This is a genomic window from Corynebacterium sp. UMB10321 (assembly GCF_030228725.1).
In the GTDB taxonomy this organism is placed as follows: Bacteria; Actinomycetota; Actinomycetes; order Mycobacteriales; family Mycobacteriaceae; genus Corynebacterium; species Corynebacterium pseudogenitalium.
The window spans coordinates 79547-94851 of the sequence record NZ_JASOZC010000008.1; the positions used below are offsets into that span (position 1 = coordinate 79547).

Below are 15305 nucleotides of genomic sequence, written 5' to 3' on the forward strand. Positions count from 1 at the left end.
GAAACGCGACGCCCGCAAGCATTGTGTGCTAATGCACCCAGCAGTCCCGTCTACGCACTACACTCATCGAACATGACTGAAAACCAGGCCCACCCCAACTACTCGACGGCTTTCCTGACGGACATGTACGAGCTGACCATGCTTGATGCCGCCATTCAAGACGGCACCGCACACAGGCAGTGCGCCTTCGAGGTCTTTACCCGCCGCCTGCCGAATGACCGCCGCTACGGCGTCGTCGCAGGCACCGCCCGAGTTGTCGACGCCATCCAGAACTTCCGTTTCACCGACGCGCAAATCGAGGCGCTCGACTTCCTATCCGACGAGGCCAAGGAATACCTGCGGGGCTACTCGTTCTCCGGCCAGGTCGATGGCTACCGCGAGGGCGACATTTACTTCCCTTACTCCCCGATCATGACGGTGCGCGGCACCTTCGCCGAGTGCGTGATCCTGGAGACAGTCATCCTGTCGATCCTCAACGGCGACTCCGCGGTGGCCTCCGCCGCATCCCGTATGGTCACGGCCGCTGATGGCCGCCCGATCGTCGAGATGGGCTCGCGCCGCACCAACGAGCAGGCAGCGGTCTCTGCTGCGCGTGCCTCCTACATCGCTGGGTTCGTCGGCACCTCCAACATGGAAGCCTCCTACCGATACGGCATCCCGGCCTCCGGCACCGCCGCCCACGCGTGGACGCTGCTGCACGTCGACGAGGAAGGTCGCCCCGACGAGGTCTCCGCGTTTAAGGCACAGGTCGAAAGCCTGGGCAAGGACACCACGCTGCTCGTCGATACGTATGACATCACCAAAGGCATCGAGCACGCACTCGAGGTCGCGGGCACTGAGCTCGGCGCGATCCGCATCGACTCCGGCGACCTGGGCATCGTGTCGCGTCGCGTGCGCGCCCAACTCGACGAGGCCGGCGCGTTCAACACCAAGATCATCGTCTCCTCCGACCTCGACGAGTTCGCCATCGCGGGGCTGCGCGGCGACCCTGTCGACGGCTTCGGCGTCGGCACCTCGGTGGTCACCGGCTCCGGCGCGCCGACGGCCACACTGGTGTACAAGCTTGTAGAGGTCGACGGCCACCCCGTGGCCAAGCGTTCCTCCGGGAAGCGCACCTACGGCGGCGCGAAGCTGGCCAAGCGCGCCTACCGCGCCTCCGGCGTCGCGGTGGCGGAACTCATCTACCCGCTGCGTGCGGAAATCGATACGAAGCCAGCCCTCGAGTACCGTGACCTGGTGGTACCGCTGATTCGGGACGGAGAGGTCGTCGACAAGCATGACGAGCTCGAGGCCGCCCGCGAGCTGCACAACACCGCTCGCACCACCCTGCCGTGGGAGGGCCTGGCGCTGGCAAAGGGCGACGCGGCGATCCCGACGCGCTTCGTCGGCTTCCCTGAGCCCACCGAGTAGGTAGACTTTCCCGACGTGAGTGACCAGCCTTTCGCCCAAACGACCGAAGACCTCCTCGCGGCCGCCGTCGCCGCCCTCGGTGGCGCAGAGCGCCCTGGGCAGGTCGCGATGGCGAAGGCCGTCACCAAAGCGATCGATGCCGGACGCCACCTCGCCGTGCAGGCTGGCACTGGCACCGGCAAGTCGCTCGCCTACCTCATCCCCGCGATTCGGCACGCGCAGCAGTCGGACAGCACCGTCGTCGTATCGACGGCCACCATCGCGCTGCAACGCCAGCTCGTCGAGCGCGACCTGCCCCGGCTCGCCGACGCCCTCGAGCCGCTTTTGGAGCGCCGCCCGACGTTCGCCATCCAGAAGGGCCGCAACAACTACGTTTGCCTGCACAAAATCGGGCTAGACGAGGAGACGCCGGAGGCGCTCATCGAGGAAGACGACATTTCCTGGCTGGGCAAACACGTCAAGCGCGTCGCCGAGTGGGCACAGGACACCGAGACCGGCGACCGCGACGACCTCGAACCCGGCGTACCCGATTTGGCGTGGCGCCAGGTGTCCGTTACTTCCAACGAGTGCCTGGGAGCGAGCCGCTGCCCGCACGGCGACGAATGCTTCGCCGAGCTCGCACGCGAGAAAACCCGCTCCGTCGACGTGGTGGTAACTAACCATGCGCTGCTAGCTATCGACGCCCTCGCAGACGTTGACGTACTGCCGGAGCACGACGTCGTCATCATCGACGAGGCCCACGAGCTCGACGGGCGCATCACCTCCGTAGCAACCAACGAGCTCTCCGCCCGCGCGCTGACGCTCGCTGCCCGGCGTGCGGGCAAGCTCGGTGCGGATAAGGCGATCCTCGAAGACGTCGCCGACGACTTCAGCGCGGCGCTCGCTCTGGAGGAGCCCGGCCGCTGGGAACGCATCTCCGATCCCGCGCGCGGCGCCTTCACCGGTGTCCGCGATGCACTGTGGCGCACGCGCAACGCCATCGCGGACGCCCCCGAGGGCGAGGCCGCGAACGACCCGGAAACCGCCGCCGAGCGCGGCAACCTCAAGAACCACCTCGAGGACTTGCACGACGCCACCGTCCGCATCCTCGAAGTTTTCGACGAGGACGACCCAGCCAAGCACTACGACGTGGTGTGGCTGACACGCTCCGACAAGTACGACGACTCCGTGGCCGTCGCGCCACTCTCCGTCGCCGCCCTGCTGCGGGAGAAGCTCTTCGGCGAACACACCGTGGTGCTCACCTCCGCCACGTTGACGGTCGGCGGGAACTTCAACGCCATGGCGGCCTCCTGGGGTCTTCCGGACAAGACATGGGACAGCCTCGACGCCGGCACCCCCTTCGACCCGGCGAAGTCCGGCATCCTCTACACCGCCAAGCACCTGCCTGCACCTGGACGCGACGGCCTGTCGGACGCGACGCTCGACGAGATCGCCGAGCTCATCACCGCCGCTGGCGGCCGGACGCTCGGTTTGTTCTCTTCGCGCCGCGCCGCCCAGCAGGCCGCGGAAGCGATGCGCACACGCCTCCCCTTCGACATCATGTTGCAGGGCGAAGACTCCACCGGCGCGCTCGTGGACAAGTTCGCCCGCAACGAGAACAGCTGCCTGTTCGGCACGCTGACCCTCTGGCAGGGTGTCGACGTCCCCGGCCGTTCCCTGTCGCTTGTCATCATCGACCGCATCCCGTTCCCCCGCCCCGACGATCCGCTGTTGCAGGCACGTGCCAACGCCGCGGATGCTGCCGGGCGCTCCGGGTTCATGGAGGTCTCCGCCACCCACGCAGCACTCCTCATGGCGCAGGGCGCGGGCCGCCTGCTGCGCTCGGTCAGTGACCGCGGCGTCGTCGCCGTACTCGATAACCGCTTAGTCACGAAGCGCTACGGCTCATTCCTACGCCGCAGCCTCCCAGCCTTCTGGGAGACCACCAACCCCGATACCGTCAGAGGCGCGCTGCAACGCTTAGTGGCGGCTCGCTAAACGCCAGCGCCGTCACCGAACCTGGCGCGACCTCCGTGAACCCTGCGTCGGCGACCACCACGCCGTCGTGTTCGCGCGCGTACGCCAAGCACTCCGCAAACACGCCGCTGTCCGCCTCGCGGACACTCAGCGGGAAGCCGTCCTCGGCCCACTCCTGCACCCACTCGAGCGGGCGCTGCGCAGCAAGCAGCATTGAGGCATGCCCCACCTGTGCGGCTGCCTTCCCCGCAGACATCTCGAGCCCAGCATCCACCACAATCACAGGTGTCGACGCCCCCACCTGCCCCTCCACCGGCTCCATCGGCAGGTCCGTCCCCTTGATCTGCAGCTTCGATACCTCGTGTGGCACGTCGCACACCGCGGATGGCACAAACGCCCGCACCGACCCGACCGTCACCCCGGGCACCTCCTGCACATCCAACCACGCCTTGTTTCGCGCCCGTCGAGTCACCTTGCGGATGCGGTGGTCGTACCAGCGCTGCAGGTGCTCCCGCCACGGACCAGGATGGCACGCTTGCTCCGCGAGGCAGACGGCGACCGTGGCGCGAGCAGCGTCGACAAGCATGGCGTTGCGCCGCGGCGGGTCTTGCTTCGGCAGGTTGATCACCAGCTGCATCGCCTGCACCGTCTCGGGGTCGCGCGGGTCCTCGGTGCGCTGCCGGTAGTCAGCGCTGGTGCGCTCGTGCAGGAGCTGCCAAGCTAACTGTCTGCTCATGCTTCGCGGCTTGTCAGCGCTACGCGGCCGTCGATGCCCTGGCGCTCATTCGAGTCGTCGATCTCGTCGCGCGGGATGCCGATCATGTAGAGCACCTCATCCAGGAATGGGTGGTTCACCGACGCGTCCGCGATCTCCTTCAACGCCGGCTTCGCATTAAACGCAATGCCCAGACCAGCCACAGAGAGCATATCGATGTCGTTTGCGCCGTCACCCACCGCGATCGTCTGGTCCATGCGCAGCCCACTGTCCTCAGCAAACTCGCGCAGGAACTCCGCCTTCGCCTGGCGGTCCACCACCTTGCCGATCACCCGACCGGTCAGCTTGCCGCCTTCAATCTCGAGCGTGTTCGCACGCACGTAGTCGAGCTCCAGTTCCTCAGCCAGCCCCTCCAGCACCTGAATGAACCCGCCAGAGACCACCGCGGTGCGGTACCCCATCGAGTTCAACGTGCGGATCGTGGTCCTCGCTCCAGGCGTGAGCACAATGCCCTTCGCCACCTGCTCAATCACCGACGCGTCGAGCCCAGCCAGCGCCTTCACGCGCTCGCGCAGCGACTCCTCAAAGTCCAATTCGCCCCGCATCGCACGCTCAGTCACAGCAGCGACCTCCGCCTCACGTCCCGCGTGCGCAGCCAGCATCTCGATGACCTCGCCAGTGATCAAGGTCGAGTCACAGTCGAAGCACACCAGACGCTTCATCCTGCGGTGCAGACCCGCGTGCTCCATCGCGAGATCAATCCCCAGCTCTGCGGAGATCTCCGCGAGCTTCTTGCGGATCTCCTGCCCGTCACCCGGCGAGTAATTCGGGATCGTAATGCACAGCTCCAGGCCTGTCACCGGGTACTGCGCGATCCCGCGAATCGTGTCAATGTTTGCGCCTACCGACGCCAACTCCATACCCAGCCGTGACACCGCCTCAGCCGTAACCGGGTTGCCAAGGACCACCACCACGTGCGTGGAACGCGGGCGCTGGTCCGAGCGGGCGGAGACATCCGTCTCGATGGTGACACGCTGACCATAGTCCCACAGCGCGACGCGCAGCTCACGCTCGATATCCACCAAGTCGTTTGGGTCCATGCCCACGAAGGCTGCCAGCATCAGGCGCCCTCGGAAGTCCGTCTGCTCCACGTCGAGCAACTGGACATTGTGGCGCGACAGGGTTGTGAAAAACGAACCCGAAACGCCCGGGCGGTCTGGGCCCGACGCGGTGATAACCGCAGGCTTGAGACCTGCTTGCAGCTCTACCTCAAACGCCGTCATTGGTGGTGTACTCCTTCGTGTTACTGGCTAACTGTGATGAGAGTAGCACCTTTTGACAACACAAAACCCCTCATCGGAGAACCGATGAGGGGTGTGATCTGTCAGGATGAGAGGTTCACCATTTGGCTACTTCCCGGATTTCGTGCCCTTCCACGTTGCTGGCGTATCAGCCTTGTGGTTGCTGTGAGCCTCGCGGCGCAGCTGCTCCACCATGTGCGGGTAGTGCAACTCGAACGCAGGACGCTCGGAGCGGATACGTGGCAGCGCGGTGAAGTTGTGGCGCGGTGGCGGGCAGGAGGTTGCCCACTCGAGCGAGTTGCCGTAGCCCCATGGGTCATCCACGGTGACAATCTCGCCGTAACGCCAGGACTTGATGACGTTCCAGATGAACGGCAGCATACCGATGCCCAGGATGAAGGAACCGACCGTGGAGATCTGGTTCAGCAGCGTGAAGCCGTCGGTATCCAGGTAGTCAGCGTAGCGGCGTGGCATACCCATGTTGCCCAGCCAGTGCTGGACCAGGAAGGTCATGTTGAAACCGATGAACGTGAACCAGAAGTGGATCTTGCCCAGGCGCTCGTCCAGCATGCGGCCGGTCATCTTCGGGAACCAGAAGTAGACACCAGCGATTGCGGAGAACACCACGGTACCGAACAGGGTGTAGTGGAAGTGCGCAACCACGAAGTAGGAGTCATGCAGCTGGAAGTCCAGCGGTGGCGAAGCCAGCATAATACCGGTCAGACCACCGAAGAGGAACGTGAACAGGAAGCCCATCGCCCACAGCATCGGGGTCTCGAAGGTGATGTGTCCGTTCCACATCGTGCCCACCCAGTTGAAGAACTTCACGCCGGTTGGGACGGAAATCAGGAAGGTCATGAAGGAGAAGAACGGAAGCAGAACGGCACCGGTTGCAAACATGTGGTGCGCCCACACAGCCATCGACAGGCCAGCAATCGCGAGCGTTGCGAAGATCAGGCCGATGTAGCCGAACATTGGCTTACGGGAGAAGACCGGGATGATCTCAGAGATGATGCCGAAGAACGGCAACGCCAGGACGTACACCTCAGGGTGTCCGAAGAACCAGAACAGGTGCTGCCACAGGATTGCGCCACCGTTTGCAGTGTCGTAGATATGGCCGCCCAGCAGACGGTCGTACAGCACGCCCAGTGCAGCAGCGAGCAGCAGCGGGAAGATCATCAGCGCGATGATCGAGGTGACGAACACGGTCCAGGTGAACGCTGGCATACGGAACATCGTCATGCCTGGCGCACGCATGGTGAGCACGGTGGTCAGCATGTTGATCGCGGATGCAACGGTACCGATACCGGTTGCACCCACACCGACGATCCACAGGTTCGCGGATACGGATGGGGTGTGCGTTGCGTCAGCAAGCGGCATGTACATGGTCCAGCCGAAGTCAGCCGCACCACCCGGGGTCAAGAACCCAGCCAGCATCGCGAAAACACCGACGGACGTAATCCAGAAGCCGAACGCGTTCAGACGTGGGAACGCCACATCCGGCGCGCCGATCTGCAGCGGCAGGACATAGTTAGCGAAGCCCCACACAACTGGCGTACCGAATGCGAGCAGCATCACGGTGCCGTGCATGGTAAACAGCTGGTTGAACTGCTCGTTGGACAGGAACTGCAGGCCCGGGCTGAACAACTCAGCACGGATCAGCAGAGCCATCAAGCCACCAACGAAGAACCAGATGAAGGACATGATGATGTACATGATGCCCAGCTCTTTGTGGTCTGTCGTGGTGAGCTGCTTATAAATCTGAGAGCCAATCCGGCCATTGCCAGTTGGCTCCGGACGTGTCGACTGGACTTTAGTCTCCAGCCTTGGCGCCACAGCGGTCATTCGTTCCTCCTGACTGTAACTTTCGCACACAAAACAGGTACACGAAAGCTAATTGTGATACCGCATCATCTTAAGTGACGCGCCCATACATTTGCCAGCCTTTCCGGGCCTTTCCCCAACGTCCACCTCGCACCCCTGCCAAGGCCTGACAACAGCCACCATGAGCTACCTGCCGAAACACCAACAGTCACAGCAGCCACCAAACGCATAGCACAAGCCAGTACGCTCGCAACGTTTCGAAACTCCCCCACACACGTCCCCCGTTTAGTATCAACCCAAAGTTTGGGCATGTTTACGTCCGGAAACGAAAAACGTGCCACCGCAGTCTGCTGCGGTGGCACGAAGTGGCGTCGAAAAGCACTCAGCTGACTGGGTTAGAAGTCCCAGTCATCGTCCTCGGTCTCCTCGGCCTTGCCAATGACGTACGAGGAACCCGAGCCAGAGAAGAAGTCGTGATTCTCATCAGCGTTTGGCGATAGCGACGCCAGGATCGCCGGCGAAACGCGAGCCTCATCGACCGGGAAAAGTCCCTCGTAGCCCAGGTTATTGAGGGCCTTGTTCGCGTTGTAGCGCAGGAATCGCTTCACATCCTCGGTCCAGCCCAGCGGATCGTAGATGTCTTCCGTGTACTGGATCTCGTTCTCGTACAGGTCGTAGAGGATGTCGAAGGCGTACTCCTTGAGTTCCTCCTGACGCTCCGGCGACTCGTCGCGCAGGCCGACCTGGTACTTGTACCCGATGTAGTAGCCGTGCACCGCCTCGTCGCGAATGATGAGGCGGATAATGTCCGCGGTGTTCGTCAGCTTCGAGTGCACCGCCCAGTTCAAAGGCAGGTAGAAGCCCGAGTAGAAGAGGAAGGACTCCAGCATGACGGAGGCGACCTTCTTCTTCATTGGGTCGTCGCCACGGTAGTAGGACTCTACAATCTTAGCCTTGCGCTGCACCTCTTTGTTTTCTTCTGTCCAGCGGAACGCCTCATTAATCTGCGGGGTGGACGCCAGCGTCATGAAAATGTTCGAGTAGGACTTGGCGTGTACGGACTCCATGAACGCAATATTCGTATAGACGGCCTCTTCGTGCAGCGTCTTCGCGTCCGGCAGCAGAGATACCGCACCGACGGTGCCCTGCAGCGTATCCAGTAGCGTCAGGTTTGCGAACACGCGCATCGTGGAAAGCTGCTCATCATCAGTCAGCGTGTTCCAGCTCGGAATGTCATTCGAAACAGGAATCTTTTCTGGGAGCCAGAAGTTACCCGTGAGGCGGTCCCACACCTCGAGGTCCTTCTCATCAGGGATTTCGTTCCAGTTAATCGCCTTCATCGGCTCCTTATGAGCCTGCAGGTAGCCAAGATACTCTTCAGTCATGGCGCCCATCTTAGCGCAAGCGCCTCTACGCAGCGGCGCCGGTTGCGATTGTCCGCGCGGCGGACACTTGGCGGGGGTACATTCCGGACAGCCGACTTTGACTTTCGCCAAACGCGACCAGTTCCCTACAGCGCTTTCTCCTTGCGAGTCACCCCCTCCTACCCCCACCCATGCCCGACTCGTTGCGTTGTAGTTCACAGCCGGGGTTATGCTGATTAATAGTCTCAATTCAAACTCTCCGATACGAGAAAAAGGATGAATAGCATGCCTCTCACCCTCGATCCTGCCGAATCCGCCGAAGGACCTCTTCTGACCAAGGTGCTCGACGAGCTTGGGGGCGAGATTGTATCGGGGACAATGGCGCCGGGAGAGCGCTTTACGCTCCAGGATCTTTCCAGCCGGTTTGGGATTTCGCGCACAGTCGCGCGTGAGGCAATGCGCGCGCTGGAGCAGCTCGGGCTTGTGAGCTCCTCTCGCAGAGTCGGCATTAAGGTGCTGCCGGAAGAACACTGGGCTGTCTTTGACCAGGCGGTGATCCGTTGGCGTCTCAGCAGCGAAGCGCACCGAGCGAAGCAGATCGTGTCACTCGACCAGTTGCGCAAGGCAGTCGAGCCGGTCGCAGCAGCGCTCGCAGCGACGAACGCAACGAAGGAACAAGCACAGGAACTCAAGGCGCTCGCCGAACAGCTCATGGAGCTCTCCGAAGCTGGCGAAGGCAACACGGACGCGTTCCTCGAGGCGGATAAACGTTTTCACACCTTAATATTGGAGTGCTCCGGCAACGAGATGTTTAGCACCCTCACCCTTCCCATTCTGTACGTGCTTGAAGGGCGCACCCGCTACGGCATCATGCCGAACGACCCACACCTTGATGCAATGGCATACCACCTGAAAGTGGCAGAAGCCATCCAATCCGGCGACTCAACAGGAGCAGAAAACGCATCCTGGAGCCTTCTGCGCGGAGTGGACGGCTTCGTCGAGTTCTAAGCCAGCGCTGTTCTCAACCAGCGCTTACAGCATGCAGGATACGCAGCCCTCGATCTCGGTGCCCTCCAGGGCCATCTGGCGCAGGCGGATGTAGTACAGGGACTTAATTCCCTTGCGCCATGCGTAGATCTGCGCGCGGTTCAGGTCGCGCGTCGTCACCGTGTCCTTGAAGAACAGGGTCAGCGACAGGCCCTGGTCGACGTATTTCGTAGCGACAGCGTAGGTGTCGACGATCTTCTCGAAGCCGATCTCGTAGGCGTCGTCGAAGTACTCGGTGTTGTCGTTGTTCAGGTGAGGCGCCGGGTAGTAGACGCGACCGATCTTGCCTTCCTTACGGATCTCAATCTTCGACGCGATCGGGTGGATCGAGGAGGTTGAGTTGTTGATGTAAGAAATCGAGCCGGTCGGCGGGATTGCCTGCAGGTAGCGGTTGTAGATGCCGTCGCGAGCGACCGCTTCTTTCAGTGCTGCCCATTCTTCGGCCGTCGGCACTGCAATCGTCGACTTTTCGAACAGCGCCTTGACCTTCTCCGTCTTCGGCTGGAAATCCTCCGGGTTGTAGCGGTCGAAGAACTCGCCGGTGGCGTACTCGGAGCGCTCGAAGTCTTCGAACTTCTTGCCCGTCTCCACTGCGATCTTGTGCGATGCCTTGATGCACTCGTACATCACGGCCGCGAAGTAGGCGTTCGTGAAGTCGAGGCCTTCCTCTGAGCCGTAGTGGATGTGCTCGCGGCCAAGGAATCCGTGCAGGTTCATCTGGCCCAGGCCGATGGCGTGGGAGGCGTCGTTACCCTCACGGATCGACGGCACCGAGTCAATCGACGTCTTGTCCGCCACCGCCGTAAGACCGCGGATTGCGGTCTCGACGGTGCGGGAGAAGTCGTCGGAATCCATCGCCATCGCAATGTTCAAGGAGCCAAGGTTGCAGGAAATATCGTGGCCGACCTTCGCGTACGTCAGGTCAGCGTTGAGCTCCGACGGGGAATTGACCTGCAGGATCTCGGAGCACAAGTTGGACATGTTAATGCGGCCAGTCTTGACCGGGTTCGCTCGGTTCGCGGTGTCCTCGAACATGATGTACGGGTAGCCGGACTCGAACTGGATCTCCGCCAGCGTCTGGAAGAACTGACGCGCATTAATCTTCGACTTGTGGATGCGCGGGTCTTCCACCATCTCTTCGTACTTCTCGGTGACGGAGATGTCGGCGAACGGAACGCCGTAGACGCGCTCGACGTCGTACGGCGAGAACAGGTACATGTCGTCGTTACGCTTCGCCAGCTCAAAGGTGATGTCTGGGACGACGACGCCCAGCGAGAGCGTTTTAATACGAATCTTCTCGTCAGCGTTTTCGCGCTTGGTGTCCAGGAACTTCATGATGTCAGGGTGGTGCGCGTTGAGATACACAGCACCTGCGCCCTGGCGTGCGCCGAGCTGGTTTGCGTAGGAGAAGGAGTCCTCCAGCAGCTTCATCACTGGAATCACACCAGACGACTGGTTCTCGATGTGCTTAATGGGCGCGCCGGCCTCACGAATGTTCGACAGCAGCAACGCTACGCCGCCGCCGCGCTTCGACAGCTGCAACGAGGAGTTAATCGCACGGCCGATGGACTCCATATTGTCCTCGATGCGCAGCAGGAAGCAAGACACGAGCTCGCCACGCTGCGCCTTGCCTGCGTTGAGGAATGTCGGCGTCGCCGGCTGGAAGCGGCCCGTCATAATCTCGTCGACGAGCGCGGATGCGACCTCTTCCCTACCGTCGGCGAGGAAGAGCGCGGTCATCGCCACGCGGTCCTCGAAGCGCTCGAGGTAACGGCGACCGTCGAATGTCTTCAGCGTGTAGGAGGTGTAGTACTTGTACGCGCCCAGGAAGGACTTGAAGCGGAACTTAAAGGCATACGCACGCTTGAACGTGTCCTTCACGAACTCCCAGTCATATGCCTCAATAACCTCGGGCTCGTAGTACTTGTTGTCCACCAGGTACTTCATCTTCTCTTCGAGGTCGTGGAAGTACACCGTGTTCTGGTTCACGTGCTGCAGGAAGAACTGATTCGCAGCCTCGCGGTCCTTATCGAACTGGATCTGACCGTTTTCGTCGTACAGGTTCAGCAGTGCGTTGAGCGTGTGGTAGTCCAGCTTGTCAGCCTCGTTGACTGGCTCCGGCACATTCTTGCCATGAATAGGGTTCGTAGACACAGATATCCTCTTGATGGTTCAGCGTTGATTAACGATCGGCGTTACGGTATTTATTTGTATATTTCTCGCGCAGTTGCGCTAAGCGTTGTGCGTTTTCCTGCCCCGGCAGCTGCCCAACCGACTCTAGCGCGTCTTCCTGCTCGGGGGTCAGCGGCAGCAAACCGAGGCGGTCGGCGTGCTCGATCAGCTGATTGCGCACGCGAAGCACGTCGTCATCAGTACCCAGCAGCTCAAAGCGGAAAAGGTACGGGACGTTGCACTTCTCCGAGATTACGTCACCAGCCAGGCCGTAGTCCGTGCCAAAGTTGGAGTTGCCAGACGCGATGACGCCACGGATATAGCTGCGGTTGTGTTCGTCATTCAAAAACTTGATGACCTGCGGCGGGACAGGTTTGGTGTTCACGTGCGTCATCGATACGCCCCCGCCATAGGTCGGGCAGATGAGGACGTAGGGCTCGTCGATAATTGGTGCTGGGTCCGTGCGCCGCAACGGAATACGCTGCGCCGGAAGCCTCACCTTATCGACGAACCGCTTCGTCGTCTCTGTCAACGACGAGAAGTACACGATCAACATGTTGGATGCCCTCTACATAAAAAGAGCCGCCAATGTGTAAAACACTAGCGGCGTGAGACGTCGGAAGAGTTAAGCCGCAGCCAGGCCACGGATGCGCTCCGGGCGGAACCCAGACCAGTGCTCGCCGTTTACCTCAACGACTGGTGCCTGGAGGTAGCCGAGCGCGAGGACGTAGTCACGCGCTTCGTCGTCGACGGAAATATCTACGAGGTCGTACTCCAGCCCTGCTTTTTCGAGTGCTTTGGTAGTTGCTTTGCACTGCATGCACGCCGGCTTGGTGTAAACGGTAATAGACATAACCTGTGGGCTCTCTCTCTACATAAAATGAAGACTATTTCGGGAGTTTTCCCCGCGCCGTCTTGATCGGCGCTACAAGAGAAGACACTATACCTTGGGTGATATTTCTGCAAGTGATACTACATATAGTAGTTACACGCGTGGTATTCCCAGCACGGCTCCCACCGCGGGTCCACATGTAGCCTAGACTATGAAAAATCACTTCCGATGACCTGAAAGCCCACCAATGTTTCGCTCCCACCCCAGCCCGCAGCAACGCTACAGCCACATGGCACGGCGCGCCGCGAGCGAGGTCATTGGCAGCTATTCGACGAGCTTCGGCGCCGCCACGCGACTACTTCCCGAGCCGCAGCGAACCGACATCCGCAACCTCTACGCGGTGGTGCGCATCGCCGACGAAATTGTGGACGGCGCCACCCCCTCCCCCGAGCGCGCGGTAGCCCTCAAGGACTACGAGCAGTGCGTCCGCAGCGCCACAGCAACCACGTTCCACACCGACCCGATCCTGCACGCTTTCGCCGATACCGCGCGCCGCTGCAACTTCGATGACGCCCACCTCGCTGCGTTCTTCACCTCGATGCGCCACGACGTAACCGGCGAGGCGCACACGGAGGAGTCCGTCGAGCGATACATCTACGGCTCCGCCGAGGTCATCGGTTTGCTGTGCGTGGATGTCTTCTTCGGGGGCCGACGCCCTCCCCAGGCCGAGTACGGCAAGCTGCAGGAAGGGGCACGGGCGTTGGGGGCTGCGTTTCAGAAGGTGAACTTCCTGCGCGACTACGCCGACGACACCAACCGGCTCGCCCGTAACTACTTCCCGCAGGCTTCTTACCCGCTGACCAAGGCCGGCCGAGACGCGATCGTCGCGGACATCCGCCACGACTTCGACGCCGCGTGGTCCGCCATCCCCGCGCTGCCCAAGCGCTGCGGTGTCGCCGTCGCGGTAGCGGCGAACCTGTTCGAAGCGCTCACCGACTTGCTCGCGGACACGCCACCAGAAGCCATCCTCACCCAACGAGTCCGGGTGTCCGCGCCGCGGAAAGCAGCCATCATCGCGCGGACGGCGGCGACGGGAAGGAGGCTGCAGTGACGGAGCGCGTTGTCATCATCGGCGGGGGAATCGCAGGCCTGGCAACAGCGTGCCTGCTGGCGAAGCGAGGTGCGGCGGTGGTGGTCGTCGAGAAGAATGGGCACCTCGGCGGGCGCGCGGACGAGTTGCGCATCGACGGCTTCCGCTTCGAGACCGGCCCCTCCTGGTACCTCATGCCCGAGGCCTACGACCACTTCTTCGAGCTCATGGGCACCTCCACCGCGGCCGAACTCGACCTCCAGCTGCTCGACCCCGGCTACCGCATCTACCCCGAACACCACCCGCTTCTCGACGTCCCCTTCGGCACCGACGCCGTCGCCGACCTCTTCGAGTCCCTCGAGCCCGGCGCGGGCGACGCGCTGCGCGACTACCTCGCCAGCGCCGCCGATGTCTACAACATCGCGCTCGACCGCTTCCTCTACACCACGTTCAGTTCGCTGCGGCCGTTCCTGCACCGCGACGTCGTCTCCCGCGCATTCACCCTCGCGGTGTTGCTGCTCCAGCCGCTGCAGCGCTACGTGAACAAACGATTCCGCGACCCTCGCCTGCGCCAGATCCTGCAGTACCCGGCGGTGTTCCTGTCCTCACAGCCGCGCGACACCCCGAGCCTGTACCACCTGATGAGCCACACCGACCTGACTCTCGGCGTGCGCTACCCGCAAGGCGGATTCAGCGGCATCGTCACGGCGCTCGAGCGACTCGCCCGCGCGCACGGCGTCGAGTTTTTGCTCGAGCACGAAGCGACCCGCATCGAAGTTATCGACGGCTCCACCACCGGCATCCACATGCTCAGCGAAAGCGGGACGCGCTTCCTACCCGCCGACGTCGTCGTCGCCGCCGGAGACCTGCACCACACCGAGACTTCGTTGCTCCCCGCGTCTGCTCGCACCTATTCCGAGGCGCACTTTAAGCACCACAACCCAGGTGTGAGCTGCGTACTCGCGCTCATTGGTGTGCGCGGTGCGCTGCCGGAACTGCTTCACCACACGCTGTTCTTTTCCGAGGAGTGGGGCGAAGACTTCGACGCCGTGTTCCCTGCTGACAGCAGCGGCTCGCGCGACGCATCGCGCTCGATCTACGTGTGCAAGCCCTCCGCCACGGACCCGACTGTCGCGCCCGCCGGGTGTGAGAATCTGTTCGTGCTCATCCCGGTTGCGGCTGACCCGTCGATCGGTCACGGGGACGCGTACGGCGCTGCAGAGTCCCCGCGCGTCGCCGCCATCGTTGACGCGACACTGGACCTCATCGTCGCACGCACTGGTGTCGCTGACCTGCGGGAACGGGTCGTCGTGAAGCGCACCATCGGCCCCGCCGACTTCGCCGGACGCTACTACTCCTTCGCCGGTGGCGCCATCGGGCCTGCACATACCCTGCGGCAATCCGCGTTCTTCCGCGGTCGCAACATTTCCACCAAAGTGGACAAGCTGTACTACGCGGGGCAAACCACCGTCCCGGGCGTCGGTGTGCCCATGTGCCTCATCTCTGCCGAGAACGTGGTCAAGCGCATGCTCAGACTTCGTGACGCATCTCCTATACCAAAACTGTGAGAAGCTCGTGAAGATTCTGTACATTT

At 62.1% G+C, this 15305-nt stretch carries 11 protein-coding genes and 1 pseudogene; 5 read left to right on the forward strand and 7 right to left on the reverse strand.

The window, feature by feature from the left end; genetic code table 11:
* Positions 1 to 72 precede the first annotated feature (72 nt).
* Both QP752_RS08655 and QP752_RS08660 read left to right on the forward strand, forming a co-directional pair.
* Positions 73 to 1410, forward strand: coding sequence for a nicotinate phosphoribosyltransferase (locus QP752_RS08655; protein WP_070361984.1), 1338 nt, complete (start codon positions 73 to 75; stop codon positions 1408 to 1410).
* A gap of 15 nt (positions 1411 to 1425) precedes the next feature.
* A complete protein-coding gene (locus QP752_RS08660) occupies positions 1426 to 3387 on the forward strand; it encodes an ATP-dependent DNA helicase (protein ID WP_256005421.1) in 1962 nt (653 codons plus the stop codon).
* Here QP752_RS08660 and QP752_RS08665 read toward each other — a convergent pair.
* The 4 genes from QP752_RS08665 to nrdF all read right to left on the reverse strand — a co-directional run bounded on the left by QP752_RS08665 (position 3350) and on the right by nrdF (position 8591).
* Positions 3350 to 4102, reverse strand: a complete 753-nt coding sequence (locus tag QP752_RS08665) for an aminoacyl-tRNA hydrolase (RefSeq protein ID WP_284805270.1) — start codon at positions 4100 to 4102, stop codon at positions 3350 to 3352. The two genes, QP752_RS08660 and QP752_RS08665, sit on opposite strands and share 38 nt — an antisense overlap.
* Positions 4099 to 5364, reverse strand: a complete 1266-nt coding sequence (gene serB, locus QP752_RS08670) for a phosphoserine phosphatase SerB (RefSeq protein ID WP_284805271.1) — start codon at positions 5362 to 5364, stop codon at positions 4099 to 4101. The genes QP752_RS08665 and serB overlap by 4 nt, the downstream gene beginning before the upstream one ends.
* A gap of 126 nt (positions 5365 to 5490) precedes the next feature.
* Positions 5491 to 7227: a cytochrome c oxidase subunit I gene (gene ctaD, locus QP752_RS08675; protein ID WP_071573746.1), complete on the reverse strand. Its 1737-nt coding sequence runs from the start codon at positions 7225 to 7227 to the stop codon at positions 5491 to 5493.
* A 374-nt stretch (positions 7228 to 7601) separates the two neighbouring features.
* Positions 7602 to 8591, reverse strand: coding sequence for a class 1b ribonucleoside-diphosphate reductase subunit beta (gene nrdF, locus QP752_RS08680; protein WP_070363445.1), 990 nt, complete (start codon positions 8589 to 8591; stop codon positions 7602 to 7604).
* Between the two features lie 264 nt (positions 8592 to 8855).
* On the opposite strand from nrdF, the gene QP752_RS08685 reads away from it, so the two are divergent.
* Positions 8856 to 9578 (forward strand): FadR/GntR family transcriptional regulator, encoded by a 723-nt coding sequence (locus tag QP752_RS08685; RefSeq protein WP_284805272.1) that lies wholly within the window; start codon positions 8856 to 8858, stop codon positions 9576 to 9578.
* 24 nt (positions 9579 to 9602) lie between these two features.
* Here the strand turns inward: QP752_RS08685 and nrdE are convergent, their stop codons facing one another.
* The 3 genes and pseudogenes from nrdE to nrdH all read right to left on the reverse strand — a co-directional run bounded on the left by nrdE (position 9603) and on the right by nrdH (position 12642).
* Positions 9603 to 11771 carry a class 1b ribonucleoside-diphosphate reductase subunit alpha gene (gene nrdE / locus QP752_RS08690; protein ID WP_070361978.1) on the reverse strand — a complete coding sequence of 723 codons (2169 nt, stop codon included), beginning with the start codon at positions 11769 to 11771 and terminating at the stop codon, positions 9603 to 9605.
* Between the two features lie 151 nt (positions 11772 to 11922).
* Positions 11923 to 12345, reverse strand: a pseudogene (gene nrdI / locus QP752_RS08695) (class Ib ribonucleoside-diphosphate reductase assembly flavoprotein NrdI); the annotation flags it as partial.
* 69 nt (positions 12346 to 12414) lie between these two features.
* Complete coding sequence (nrdH, locus tag QP752_RS08700; protein WP_070361976.1) at positions 12415 to 12642, reverse strand: glutaredoxin-like protein NrdH; 228 nt, start codon at positions 12640 to 12642, stop codon at positions 12415 to 12417.
* A gap of 268 nt (positions 12643 to 12910) precedes the next feature.
* Here nrdH and QP752_RS08705 point away from each other — a divergent pair, with 268 nt between their 5' ends.
* Positions 12911 to 13732: a phytoene/squalene synthase family protein gene (locus QP752_RS08705; protein ID WP_284805273.1), complete on the forward strand. Its 822-nt coding sequence runs from the start codon at positions 12911 to 12913 to the stop codon at positions 13730 to 13732.
* Complete coding sequence (gene crtI, locus QP752_RS08710; RefSeq protein ID WP_284805274.1) at positions 13729 to 15279, forward strand: phytoene desaturase family protein; 1551 nt, start codon at positions 13729 to 13731, stop codon at positions 15277 to 15279. Before QP752_RS08705 ends, crtI begins: the two co-directional genes overlap by 4 nt.
* Positions 15280 to 15305: the final 26 nt, after the last annotated feature.